At 71.5% G+C, this 12479-nt stretch carries 12 protein-coding genes; 5 read left to right on the plus strand and 7 right to left on the minus strand.

Features of this window, described 5'->3' with window-relative positions:
• Window positions 1–77: 77 nt before the first annotated feature.
• Both ACFYP5_RS06825 and ACFYP5_RS06830 read right to left on the minus strand, forming a co-directional pair.
• A complete protein-coding gene (locus ACFYP5_RS06825; RefSeq protein WP_389031564.1) occupies window positions 78–836 on the minus strand; it encodes a class I SAM-dependent methyltransferase in 759 nt (252 codons plus the stop codon).
• Between the two features lie 102 nt (window positions 837–938).
• On the minus strand, window positions 939–1487 hold the full coding sequence (locus ACFYP5_RS06830; RefSeq protein WP_389031567.1) for an SAV_6107 family HEPN domain-containing protein: 549 nt from the start codon (window positions 1485–1487) through the stop codon (window positions 939–941).
• Between the two features lie 165 nt (window positions 1488–1652).
• Here ACFYP5_RS06830 and ACFYP5_RS06835 point away from each other — a divergent pair, with 165 nt between their 5' ends.
• From ACFYP5_RS06835 to ACFYP5_RS06855, 5 genes are all read left to right on the plus strand, one after another.
• Window positions 1653–2492, plus strand: a complete 840-nt coding sequence (locus tag ACFYP5_RS06835; RefSeq protein WP_389031570.1) for an ATP-binding cassette domain-containing protein — start codon at window positions 1653–1655, stop codon at window positions 2490–2492.
• On the plus strand, window positions 2464–4551 hold the full coding sequence (locus ACFYP5_RS06840) for a YhgE/Pip family protein (protein ID WP_389031573.1): 2088 nt from the start codon (window positions 2464–2466) through the stop codon (window positions 4549–4551). Before ACFYP5_RS06835 ends, ACFYP5_RS06840 begins: the two co-directional genes overlap by 29 nt.
• A 29-nt stretch (window positions 4552–4580) precedes the next feature.
• Entirely contained in the window at window positions 4581–5192 is a 612-nt protein-coding gene (locus tag ACFYP5_RS06845) for a TetR/AcrR family transcriptional regulator (protein WP_389031575.1), read from the plus strand.
• A 368-nt stretch (window positions 5193–5560) separates the two neighbouring features.
• Complete coding sequence (locus ACFYP5_RS06850) at window positions 5561–6178, plus strand: DUF4126 domain-containing protein (RefSeq protein WP_389031578.1); 618 nt, start codon at window positions 5561–5563, stop codon at window positions 6176–6178.
• 31 nt (window positions 6179–6209) lie between these two features.
• Window positions 6210–7730, plus strand: coding sequence for a phytoene desaturase family protein (locus ACFYP5_RS06855; RefSeq protein ID WP_389031580.1), 1521 nt, complete (start codon window positions 6210–6212; stop codon window positions 7728–7730).
• A gap of 126 nt (window positions 7731–7856) precedes the next feature.
• On the opposite strand, the gene ACFYP5_RS06860 is transcribed toward ACFYP5_RS06855, so the two are convergent.
• The 5 genes from ACFYP5_RS06860 to ACFYP5_RS06880 form a co-directional block, all read right to left on the minus strand.
• Entirely contained in the window at window positions 7857–8834 is a 978-nt protein-coding gene (locus ACFYP5_RS06860) for a hypothetical protein (RefSeq protein ID WP_389031583.1), read from the minus strand.
• Between the two features lie 52 nt (window positions 8835–8886).
• Window positions 8887–9804 carry a methylenetetrahydrofolate reductase [NAD(P)H] gene (metF, locus tag ACFYP5_RS06865; RefSeq protein WP_389032919.1) on the minus strand — a complete coding sequence of 306 codons (918 nt, stop codon included), beginning with the start codon at window positions 9802–9804 and terminating at the stop codon, window positions 8887–8889.
• Between the two features lie 135 nt (window positions 9805–9939).
• Window positions 9940–10593 (minus strand): thiamine phosphate synthase, encoded by a 654-nt coding sequence (gene thiE / locus ACFYP5_RS06870; RefSeq protein WP_389031585.1) that lies wholly within the window; start codon window positions 10591–10593, stop codon window positions 9940–9942.
• 138 nt (window positions 10594–10731) lie between these two features.
• Window positions 10732–11097 carry an Rv2175c family DNA-binding protein gene (locus tag ACFYP5_RS06875; protein WP_389031588.1) on the minus strand — a complete coding sequence of 122 codons (366 nt, stop codon included), beginning with the start codon at window positions 11095–11097 and terminating at the stop codon, window positions 10732–10734.
• Between the two features lie 104 nt (window positions 11098–11201).
• Complete coding sequence (locus tag ACFYP5_RS06880; protein WP_389032921.1) at window positions 11202–12392, minus strand: NAD(P)/FAD-dependent oxidoreductase; 1191 nt, start codon at window positions 12390–12392, stop codon at window positions 11202–11204.
• Window positions 12393–12479 lie beyond the last annotated feature (87 nt).

Raw genomic sequence — 12479 nt, forward strand, 5'->3', positions numbered from 1 at the left:
CTGCGTCGCTGATCAGCCGCGCTGCCACCGCACTTCGGCCCGGCCTTGCACTGCGGGCACCGGGCCCCGGCCGCGACTCAGGCGCGCTTCGTGCCCAGAACGTGCAGCTGGGTCGCGACCGAGCGGAACGCCGGGAGTTCCGCAACCGCGGTCTCCAGCTTCAGCAGTGCCTCCATCGCGCCGGGCTCCGTGTCCACCAGGACACCCGGTACGAGGTCGGCGAAGACCCTTACGCCGTGGACCGCACCGACCTCGACGTCGGCCGCGGAGACCAGCTCGGTGAGCTGCTCCGCGGTGTACCGCCGGGGCATCGGGTCGCCTGCGCCCCAGCGGCCCGCCGGGTCGCTGAGCGCCTGCCGTGCCTCGGTGAAGTGGCCCGCGAGCGCCCGGGCCAGGACGGCGCCGCCGAGTCCGGCGGCGAGCAGGCTGAGCTCACCGGACGGGCGGAGCGCGTCGACAGCGTTGCGTACGCCCTCGGCGGGGTCGTCGACGTACTCCAGGACGCCGTGGCACAGCACCGCGTCGTAACCGCCGCGCTCGACCACCTCGAACAGGCCGAGGATGTCGCCCTGGACGCCTCGGACGCGGTCGGCGACCCCGGCCTCGGCGGCGCGGCGCTCCAGTGCGAAGAGCGCGTTGGGGCTGGGGTCGACGACGGTGACCCGGTGGCCGAGGCGGGCGACCGGCACCGCGAAGTTTCCGGTGCCGCCGCCGGTGTCCAGGACGTCCAGGGCGTCCCTGCCGGTCGCCTTGACCTGACGGTCGAGAGCGTCCTTCAGGACCTCCCAGACCACGGCGGTACGGAGGGAGGCGCGGGGGCGCAGCTGATCCGACACGGCAGTTGACTCCTCGGCACGGTGCCGCCGCTGACGGCGGAGCGTGAACGGTGCAGGTGGTACAGGTGCTGTCCACCCTATTGCCTCGGGCCACCGCAGCCGTCATCCCGCGTCGGGCCGCTCCTGCCGGGCCTGAGGGAGCGTCGGCTGGAGCACCAGGAGCCGCTCCACCAGGCGCAGGAACATGGCCGCGTCGCGCAGCAGATCATCGGCGTCGCGACTGCTGGCCGCCCCCGGTATGCCCGCTTCCGCCCGGGCCCTGCGGCGGGCCCCCGAAGCGAACAGGGCGCTCCATTCGGTGAGCTCCGGGGCGATCTCCGGGAGGACTTCCCAGGCGCTGCGGATCCTCTCCCTGCGTCGCCTGGTCGTTTCGGGCCGGCCGCGGGCGGCGAGCACGGCGGCAGCGGTGCGCAGCGCGGCGAGATGGGCGGTGGCATAGCGCTCGTTCGGCACGGCGAGCACGGCGGCCTCTTCGAGGCCCCCGCGGGCCTGGGCCAGCAGATCGAGGGCGGCGGGCGGTGCGGTGGCGCGGCGCAGCACCGGGTGGACGTCGTTCGCCGGACCGCTGGATGACGGGGCGGGGCCGGTCGGTGAGGGGGCAGGGCCGCCTGCGCGGCGCCGAGAGGCGGCAGCTGCGGACGAGTTGGCCATGACGAACCTCCTGTCGTCGTGTGACGGCTCCGTGGCCGTATGTATCCATCGTGGGGCCCACCACTGACAATCCACCTAGATCAGCGCCTGACCTGGTCTTTTGCCTCGTTCGCGAGTTCGAGCTATCTTTTTGTACTGACCAGTCAGTTTAAAAGGGGAGGGTCTGTGGACAGCCCGCACGGGGCAGCTGTCACCGCCGAGGACTTCGGGCTCATGGGACCGCGCGGCTGGGCCTTCCGGGGCGTACGGCTCGACGCCCCACCCGGCGCCCTGGTCGCGATCGAGGGCCCGTCCGGCTCCGGCCGCACCTGCCTGCTGCTCGCCCTGACGGGCCGGATGCGCCCCTCCGAGGGCCGTGCCGAGGCGGGCGGTCTGCGCCTGCCACGCCAGATGACCGCCGTACGCAGGATCAGCGGGCTGGGCCCGGTGCCGGGGGTCAGCGAACTCGACCCGGCCTTCACGGTCGCCGAGCACCTGCGTGAGCGCGCCCTGCTGCAGCGCCGGTACGACGGTTCGCTGCGCGCCCTGCTCAGCCCACGCGCCGAGCGCGCCGCCGCGGCCCGCAACCGGATCGACACGGCACTGGACGCCGCCGGACTCGACCTGGCGACCCTGCCCAAGGCCGAGCGGACCTCCGTACGCGATCTGGAGCGGCTGGAGGCGCTGCGGCTTTCCGTCGCCCTCGCGCTGATCGGCCGGCCGCGGCTGCTCGCCGTGGACGACACCGATCTCAAGCTCTCCGATGCCGAGCGCGCCGCGGCCTGGCAGCTGCTGCGTTCCGTCGCCGACGGCGGAACGACCGTGCTCGCCGTCTGCAGCCAGGCGCCCGGGCGCGCCATCACCGTCCGCACGGACGCCACGGCCACCACAGACATCGCAGCGGCGGACGCCGCAGACGCCTCCGAGCCCGCAGAGGCCCCCGGGGCGACGACCGAGAAGACCACTGCCGAGAAGACCACTGATGAGGGGACGGCCGATGCGTTCGCCGAAACTGGCCGCGCTTGAGCTGAAGCGTTTCGGCAGGGGCAGGCTTCCCCGCGCCGCACTTGTCGCGCTGCTGCTCCTGCCGCTGCTCTACGGCGCCCTGTACCTGTGGTCCTTCTGGGACCCGTACAGCCGCCTCGACAAGATCCCTGTCGCCCTGGTCAACAACGACAGGGGCGCCACCGCCGCCGGAAAGCGCATCGAGGCCGGGGACGAGATCACCGGCGAGCTGCTCGACTCCAGGATCTTCGAGTGGCACGAGGTCAGCTCCGCCCAGGCCGACCGGGGCGTCGAGGACGGTACGTACTACCTCTCGCTGACCATGCCGGCGGACTTCAGCAAGCGGATCGCGTCCAGTTCGGGTGACTCCCCCGAGACCGGTGCGCTCCAGGTGCGGACGAACGACGCCAACAACTACATCGTCGGGCAGATCTCCCGGACGGTGTTCTCCGAGGTCCGCACCGCAGCCTCGGTCAATGCCTCGCGCGGCTTCCTCGACCGGATCTTCATCTCCTTCTCCGACCTCCACGATGCGACGGCGAAAGCCGCCCAGGGCGCCGACGACCTCAAGGGCGGGATCGGCAAGGCGAAGAAGGGCTCGAAGGATCTCGCGGACGGGCTCAAGGACGCCAAGTCCCGCAGCGGCCGGCTGGACAGCGGGATAGCCAGGCTGAACAAGGGAGCCGGCGACCTCGAAACCGGGTCCCGGCAGGTCGCCGACGGCACCCAGCTGCTCGCCGACAAGGTCAACGGGGTGGCGGCCGACGTCCGCCCGTTCCTGAAGGACAACGGCAGGACGATCGGCGACACCGCCCGGCTGGTCGCCGATTCCTCGCAGGCCGTACGGGACAACCTCGACCTGCTGGTGAAGGCGGCGCCGACCGCCGCGACCGCCGCCCACGAGGCCTCCGACGATCTGGCCGACGTCTACCGCACCCGCTGCACGGAACAGCTGCTCCCCGACCCCACCGTCTGTCCCCCGCTGAAGCGGGCCACGACCGCCGCGGCCGATGTCGCGAAGGTCGCCGACGATGTGAACGTACTGGTCAAGGACCAGAACGGGGATCTGAAGAAGCTGCGCGGACAGCTGGCGGCCCTGCAGAAGCAGGCCGACGCCCTCGCCGAGCGCTCCCCGCACCTGGACGAGGACCTGAAGTCCGCAGTCGCGAAGGTCAACGCGCTCAACACCGGTGCCCACAAGGTCGCCGAGGGCGCGGACGAACTGCACACCGGCCTGGCCACCGCGAGGGCCGGATCCGTCGACCTGAACACCGGCGTCGGCGAACTCAAGAAGGGTGCGACCAGCCTGGACGGCGGGCTGATCCGGCTCGGCGACGGTTCGGCCTCGCTCGCCCAGGGGCTGAACGACGGAGTCGACAAGATCCCCGACTACGACAAGCAGGACCGCGACCGGCGCACCGATGTGATGGCCGACCCGGTGAAGCTCGCTTCCCAGTCGCTGCACAAGGCCCCCAACTACGGCACCGGGTTCGCCCCGTACTTCATCCCGCTCTCCCTCTGGGTGGGCGCGATGGTGGCGTACATGCTGATCCAGCCGCTCAACCGGCGGGCGCTCGCTGCCGGGGCCTCCGCCTGGCGGATCGCCCTCGCGGGCTGGCTGCCGGTGGCCGCGATCGGTCTGCTGCAGGTCGCCGCGCTGATGTCCGTGCTGCACTGGGGGCTGGGACTGCGGATGATCCACGCCGCCGGAACGATCGGCTTCCTCGCACTTGTGACCTGCTGTTTCGGCGCGATCGTGCAGTGGCTGAATGCACGGTTCGGCGCGGCGGGACGGATTCTCGTCCTCGCCGTGCTGATGCTCCAGCTGACCTCGGCCGGAGGTACATATCCCGTCCAGACCAGCCCCGGCTTCTTCGGTGCGATCCACCCGTATCTGCCGATGAGCTACATCGTCGAGGGGCTGCGCCGGCTGATCACGGGCGGCGGGCTCGGTCCGGTCTGGCAGGGCTGTGCGGTGCTCCTGGCGTTCACGGCGGGGGCGCTGGCCCTGACCGCGGTCGCCGCGCGCCGCAAGCAGGTGTGGACGCTGGACCGGCTGCATCCGGAGCTGAGCCTGTGAGCGCGCCGGGACCTGTGAGAATCGACCGCATGGAAAGCAGTAGCACCACGCGTCGCCAGGCCACCCGGCAGAAGCTCTACGAGGCGGCCGTCACGCTCATCGCGGAGAAGGGCTTCTCGGCGACCACGGTCGACGAGATCGCCGAGCGCGCCGGGGTCGCCAAGGGCACGGTCTACTACAACTTCAAGAGCAAGACCGAGCTCTTCGAGGAACTGCTGCGGCACGGTGTCGGACTGCTCACCGCGTCACTGCGGTCCGCGGCCGAGCAGACCGAGGAGCGCGGCGGCACCCGGGTCGAGGCCCTGGACGCGATGATCAGGGCCGGCCTCGCCTTCATCGACCGCTATCCGGCCTTCACCCAGCTGTACGTCGCCGAGCTGTGGCGCACCAACCGTGCCTGGCAGGCGACCCTCCTGGTGGTGCGTCAGGAGGCCGTCGCCGTGGTCGAGGACGTGCTCCGGGAGGGCGTCGCGAACGGCGAGCTCAGCCAGGAGATCGACATCCCGCTGACGGCGGCCGCGCTGGTCGGCATGGTGCTGGTGGCTGCGCTGGACTGGCAGGCGTTCCAGCCCGAGCGGTCCATCGACGATGTGCACTCGGCGCTGTCCCTGCTGCTGCACGGCCGGGTCAGCGGACGCTGACCCGCACTGCTCCCCGAGGGCGTGCGCACACACAGAAGCGCCGGTCGCAACGAGGCTCGATCCCCCCGAGCCCCGTCCGACCGGCGCTTCCCGTGCTGCCGGAGGGCCTTCCCCGTGACCCCGTGTTCCCCCGTGGTCCCCGGGCCCTCCGTGGTGCACCCCCGTTCCGGAAGAAGTGCGGTGCCTGTGTTCCGCCGCCCCGTGCCGGCGGTCCCGGCGCTACGCCCCTTCCGTGGTCTCCACTCTTCCGTCCGCGCAGGTGGCGGCCCATCCGCGCATCTACTCATCTCGCTCACTAGGTACGGATACTCAGAGCTGCGCACCCGACCCCACCCGCAGCGCCGCACCACCTGGTTACGATCACGTCCGTGTCCGTACTCCCCCTGGTGTTCACAAGTGGCTGGGCGAGCGGGATCAACGCCTACGCGGTGGTCCTGCTGCTCGGCGTCTTCGGTGCGACCGGCATCAGCGACGAGGTGCCCGCCTCGCTGCAGCGCACCGACGTCCTCGTGGTGGCCGGCGTGCTGTTCCTGTGCGAGGCGGTGGCGGACAAGATCCCTTACGTGGACTCGCTCTGGGACTCGGCGCACACCGTCATCAGGCCGATAGCCGGGGCCGTCGTGGCGGCGCTGCTGGCCGGTGAGAGCGGTTCGCTGCCGGAGCTCGCCGCCGGGGCCGTCGGCGGTTCCACCGCGCTGATGAGTCATCTGGTGAAGGCGGGCACCAGGATGGCTGTGAACACCTCACCCGAGCCGTTCAGCAATATCGCGGTGAGCACCGCCGAGGACCTGGGCGTCGCCGGAATCATCACGTTCGCGATATTCCATCCGCTGGCGGCCGCGGTCATCGCCGCGACGCTGCTGGTGCTGGGCTTCGTGATACTGGCCTTCCTGGCCTCCCGGATCCGCCGGTTCCTGCGCCGCAGGGCCCAGCGGCGTGAGGAGAGACGCCTGGCCGGGACGGGTTCGCACCGGCCTCCCGGCTGACTTGTCAGCGGTGGCCGTTAAGGTCACTGACATGGCACGTATTGCGGTGATCGGCGCCGGGATGGGCGCAATGGCGGCGGCTGCCCGGCTGGCCGTGGCAGGGCACCGGGTGACGGTGTACGAGCGGTCCGGGACGTACGGCGGCTCGGTCGGCCGGTATGCCCGGCACGGCTTCGCGTTCGACACGGGTCCCTCGCTGCTGCATCTGCCCGCCGTCTACCGCGATCTGTTCGTCAAGACCGGCAAGGAGCCGCTGGAGCGGTGCGTCACGATGACGCAGGTCGATCCCGCGAGCCGCCATCTCTTCGCCGACGGCACCGCGGTCTCGCTGCCGAACGCCTCCCGGGCCGGGGTGGTCGCCGCCTTGGACGGCGCGCTGGGGGCCGGTGCGGGCAGCAGCTGGGGCGAGTTCCTCGACCGGGCCCGGGATGCGTGGGACCGGTCCCGGCGGCCGCTGCTGGAGGAGCCGTTGCGCGCCGACTGGCAGGTGCTGGGCCGCGATCCGTATCCGGCGCTCCGGCAGCGCCGGATACTGCGGGCTGCCCGGCAGGCGGGCACGGTGGCGGAGGTCGGTGCCTGGGAGCTGACGGACCCCCGGCTGACCGCGCTGCTCGACGGATACGCGCTGTCGTACGGCCTCGATCCGCAGCGCGCGCCGGCGAGCGCGGCCCTGCTCCCGTACATGGAGGAGACGTTCGGCAGCTGGTACGTGACCGGCGGGATCCGGGCGCTGGCGCAGGCGGTGTACGAGCGGTGCCTGGCGCGGAAGGTGGACTTCGCGTTCGGCGCCGAGGTGGCCCGGGTGGTGGAGAAGGACGGCCGTGCGGCGGGGGTCGAGCTGGCGACGGGGACGGTCGCCGAGGCCGATCACGTGGTGCTCGGGGCCTGGCCGCGCCCGGGACTGGTGCCGGGTCAGGAGCTCTGGCAGGACGGCGATGTGACGGCTCAGCCGCGGCCGGCGGACCGGGCGACGGTGCCGGGCCGGTTCCAGGTCCTGCTGTCGCTGAGTGGCGGCCGCCCCGCGGGGACGGTGCACCGGACCGTGGTGCACGGCGCGGACGGCGTGGCGGAACGAGAGGCGGTGTTCGGTGGCCGGCTCGCCGAGCGTCCCACGGTGACGGTGATCCGCCCGGACGATCCGTCGACCCGCCCCGACGACGCGCACGAGGCCGTGACGGTGACGGCGACGGTCGCCCCGCACGGCGCGGTGGACTGGACGGACACGGCTCTGCTCGAGCGGTACGCGGACACGTTGATCGATGCGGCCGGCGCTGCCGTCCCGGGCATACGTGAGCGGCTGCTCCACGCCGAAGTGCGGACGCCTGCCCGGACGGCGGCGGACACCGGCGCCGAAGGCGGCTCGGTGCCCGCACCGGCGCTGGCCGGGGCCGGGGGCGCGTATCTGCATCCGGGGAACCGGACGCGGCTGCCTGGTCTCTATCTCGCGGGCGGCTGGTCCCACCCGGGCGGCGGGCTCGCGCACGCCGGGATGTCGGGGACGCTCGTCGCCGGGCTCATCGTGGAGGGGGACGGCTTCCGCGGCTCCCAGTGAGCCGCGCCGCATCGAGCAGGCAGGAGTGCGGGCCGAGGGCCGGGCGCGTCGATGCCGCCTCGCCCTCGGTCTCCCCCATGACATCGAGGACTTGTGGGGGCAGGACCGGATCCCGGGCGTGCTCCGTCAGTAGCGGTACTGCTGTTCGTTGTAGCCGCCGTCGTAGGCGTTCGGGTACTGGGCGGGCTGTGCGGGCTGCTGCTCCGGCGGGTACTGCTCGCCCTCACGCTGCTGCGGCACCCAGACCCCGCCCGGCGGGGTCTCGGAGGCGTACTGCTGGGCGTAGGGGTCCGCCGGGTACTGCTGCTGGTTGCCGTAGCCGTCGTAGCTCGCGTAGGTGTCGTGCGCGCCGTACTGCGAGGGGCCGCCGGTGGTGCCGATGTACGGGTCGGAGTACGCGGCGTACTGCTGCTGGCCGGTGCCGTAGTCGTACTGGCCGGCATAGCTGTCCTGCCCGGCGTAAGTCCCCTGCCCGGCATAACCGTCCTGAGCGGCGTACGCGTTCTGGTCGGCGTACACGTCCTGCCCGCCGTAGCTCTCCTGGCCGGGCACGCCGCTGTACGTGGAGTAGTCGGTGTACGGGTCGTACGCGCCGTACTGGGGCTGCCCCTGAGTCTGGTGGGACTCCTGCTGCGGGACGGGATCGGTGTAGATGCCGTACTGCCCGGTGTCGTCCGGCAGCGGTTCCGGCTCGTAGACGGCGGCTGCGGGTGCGGGTGCGGGTGCGGTCCTGTCCGCCTCGTCCTCGCCCGCCCGGTCGTACTCCACTTCCAGGTCGGACACCTCGAGCGTCGGCTCCCGGCGGGCGTTCCGGTCACCGCTGCTTCGACGGCGACGGCTCTCGCCCGGGCTGCCCCCTATGGCCCAGCCGGTCGAGAAGCCGCGCCGGAAGGAGAGCGTGACGTACGTCTGGCCGACGGCGAACGCGATCGCGCCGACGGCGATGACGGGAACGGACGGCATCAGCACGCCGACGACCACGCCTGCGAAGCCGGTGAAGGCGAGCAGGCGCCAGCGCAGCCGTGCCTTGTACTGCAGGAGCACCTCGCCGAGCAGCCACAGCGCCACGATGCCGAACGCGATGTAGAGGACCGTCCAGCCCATGCCCGCCCCCATTTCTACGGCCGCCGCCCGGGATCATGGCGGGTACGACCGGTCACGACTGCTTGTGCAGTCCGAGATTCTCGTAGATTTCGAGCGTTGCCGTCGAGTTGTTGAGCGTAATGAAGTGCAGCCCGGGCACACCCTCGGAGCGCAGCCTCGCGCAGAACTCCGTCGCGAACTCGATGCCAATGGAGCGTACAGCGGCTGCGTCGTCCTTGACGGCGAGGATGCGGTCTTTCAGGGACGAAGGCAGCGTCGCGTTGCTGAGCTGCGGAAACCGCTCCAACTGCTTGACGCTGGTGAGCGGCATGACCTCAGGGATGACGGGCGTGTCGCAACCCGCAGCGACCACGCGGTCACGCATCCGCAAATAGTCGTCCGGATTGAAGAACATCTGCGTGATCGCATAGTCGGCACCCGCGCGGCACTTGTCCACGAAATGCCGGATGTCGCCGTCCCAGTCGGTCGAGCGCGGATGCATCTCGGGAAATGCCGCGACCCCGACGCAGAAATCGCCGGATTCCTTGATGAGCCGGACGAGGTCGGCCGCGTACCGCACACCCTCCGGGTGCTCGACCCACTCGCCCATCGGGTCGCCCGGCGGATCGCCGCGCACGGCGAGGATGTTCCTGATCCCGGCATCGGCGTACTGCCCGATCATGTTGCGCAGTTCGGCGACCGAGTGGTTGACGGCCGTGAGGTGCGCGACCGGGGTGAGCGTGGAATCGGCAGCGATCTGCTGGGTGGCTCTGACCGTCCCGGCCCGGGTGGAACCACCGGCCCCGTACGTCACGGAGACGAAGCTCGGGCCCACCGCCTCGACCCGGCGCAGCGCATTCCAGAGGTTGCGCTCGCCCTTCTCGGTCTTGGGCGCCCAGAACTCGAACGAATACGAAGTCTTGCCGGTCGCCAGCAGCTCACGCACGGTGCGTGCGTGATCCGTCCTGGTAGAGGGAGTGCCAAGGGCCATACTGCAGGTTAACCAGGGCGCGACGGTCCCCCAACCGGACCAGCGGCAATTGCCCGAATTGACTGATGGTTTGTCCACCCTTCGGACAGTCCTCCGGCGTTCTCCGGATGATCTGTGATTTCCGTGACGCGCATGTCAGCCGTCGGCGCGTGCCCTGATCCGCTTCGCCAGCTCCGCGGTCGCCGCAGCCGGGTCGTCGGCCTCTGTGATCGCCCGTACGACGACGACCCTGCGCGCTCCCGCGTCCAGCACCTCGTCGAGGTTGCCCGCGTCGATCCCGCCGATGGCGAACCAGGGGCGCGGCTGGGCGAGCGAGGCGGCGTACCGCACGAGGTCGAGGCCGGGGGCGTACCGGCCGGGCTTGGTCGGGGTCGGCCAGCAGGGGCCGGTGCAGAAGTAGTCCACGCCGGGCTCGGCGACGGCGGCGTCGACCTCGGGCTCCGCGTGCGTGGAGCGGCCGATCACCACGTCCTCGCCGATGATGGCGCGGGCGGCGAGGACCGGCAGGTCCCCCTGACCGAGGTGGAGCACGTCGGACCCGATGGCGTGGGCGACATCGGCCCGGTCGTTCACGGCGAGGAGCTTGCCGTGGCGCCGGCAGGCGTCGGCGAGGACCGCCAGGTGTTCGAGTTCCTCGGCCGCCTCCATGCCCTTGTCGCGCAACTGGACGATGTCCACCCCGGAGGGGAGCACGGCGTCGAGGAAGGCGGGCAGGTCGCCCTGGCGCCTGCGGGCATCCGTGCACAGATAGAGACGGGCGTCGGACAGCAGCTCGCGAGGCGTGGGCATGACGAGGTTCCCCCTTGATACAGCTGTACGGAATTCAGCGGCACGACACGGTCGGGCCGGTACAGCGGTGCGGCATGATGCGGGGGTACGGGCCGGTCCGGTCGGAACGGACCGTGCCCCCGCGTGCGGTTGTCCCGGTCAGACGGCGAGCGCCTGGGCGCGGCGCTTCACCTCCGTGCCGCGATTCTCGCTCAGCGCCTGCGCGGGGCTACCCGGCAGGGTCGGGTCGGGGGTGAAGAGCCACTCCAGCATCTCTTCGTCGGTGTAGCCGTCGTCCTTCAGGAGCGTCAGGGTGCCGGAGAGGCCCTTGACCACCTTGTTGCCGTCGATGAAGGCAGCAGGCACCTGGAGCGTCCGGTTCTCACCACGTCGTACGGCGATGAGCTGGCCCTCCTTGACCAGCTGCCGCACGCGCGTCACCTCGACATCGAGCATTTCGGCGATGTCGGGAAGGTGGAGCCAGGCGGGGACGAGAGCATCAATCTTTGCGTCAATCTCGGTCACGGATACAAGCGTGCCATCCCGGACCGACAGTCGGTACCCGGACCCGACCGGACGGGGGCCGGCCCAGTGCCCGCAAGGCTTCCGGAACCCCTCCGGGCGTGCCGCTACGGGGCATCGGCCCTGGCCGACTTCAGCGGCACGGCGGGGTCCGCCGCCCGCACCGGATCCAGCCGTGCCCCCGCCTCGATGAGTTTGCGCCCCTGGGTGAGATCACGCGGCCGGCCGACGGCCAGGACGGCGACCAGTGCGCCGTCCCGCAGCCAGCACACGGACCAGGCGGGATCGGCCGGGTCGCCGCGCCAGAGCAGCGTGTCCGCGCCCCCGTGACGGCCCGCGTACTGCACGAACCGGTCGAACTGCTCGGACCAGAAGTACGGCACGGGGTCGTATGCCAAGGGCTGCGGCGCCTCGTCCGCACCGGCACCGATGATGTTGGCGGCGGCGGTCCGCGGCCCTTGGACGGCGTTGTCCCAGTGGTGGACGAGGAGCCGCGTGCCGTACCGCGCGGAGGGGAAGGACGCGCAGTCCCCGACCGCGTACACATCGGGCAGCGAGGTGCGCAGCGCGGCGTCGGCGGTCACCGATCCGTCCGGACCGAGGGCGATGCCGGAGCCGGCCAGCCAGCCGGTGGCGGGCCGGGCACCGATCCCGACGACCACCGCTCCGGCGGCAAGCGTGCGGCCGTCCGCGAGGACCACACTGCCGGGCTCGATCCGGGCCACCGGGGCGCCGGTGAGGAGTTCGGCACCGCTCTGCGCGTACCAGCGGGCCATCGGGGCGGCGACCTCGGCGGGCAGGACGCCCGCGAGCGGCCGGTCGGCGGCCTCGACGACGGTGACCTCGCAGCCCGCGGCACGGGCTACGGTGGCGAATTCGGCGCCGATCCAGCCCGCGCCGACGACCACGACGGTGTGCTGCTGGTCGAGGACCGGCCGCAGCCGTGCGGCGTCGTCGAGGGTGCGCAGCAGATGGACGCCGGGCACCCCCTCGGAGCCCGGCAGCACCACCGGTTCGGCGCCGGAGGCGATGACCAGGACGTCGTACGGTACGGGGCCCGCCAGGGTGTCCAGTTCGTGCGCGTCGGCCCGTACGCCGGTCACGTCACGGCCCAGTTGCAGCTCGATGTCCAGCTCTTCGAAGTCGATGTCGAGGGCGGAGCCTTCGGCCGTGCCGAGCAGTACCGCCTTGGACAGCGGGGGCCGGTCGTACGGCTGGTGGGGTTCGGCACCGATCAGGACGACCGGGCCGGTGAAGCCCTGTTCCCGCAGCGCCACCGCGGTCTGCGCGCCGGCCATGCCCGCACCGACGATGACGACGCGGCGCTCTGTCCGCCGGCCCGGCTGCTCTGTCTGCTGCTCGCTCACTTGTCCACCTTAAGCATC

The organism is Streptomyces sp. NPDC005262 (assembly GCF_042872425.1).
Lineage (GTDB): Bacteria > Actinomycetota > Actinomycetes > Streptomycetales > Streptomycetaceae > Streptomyces.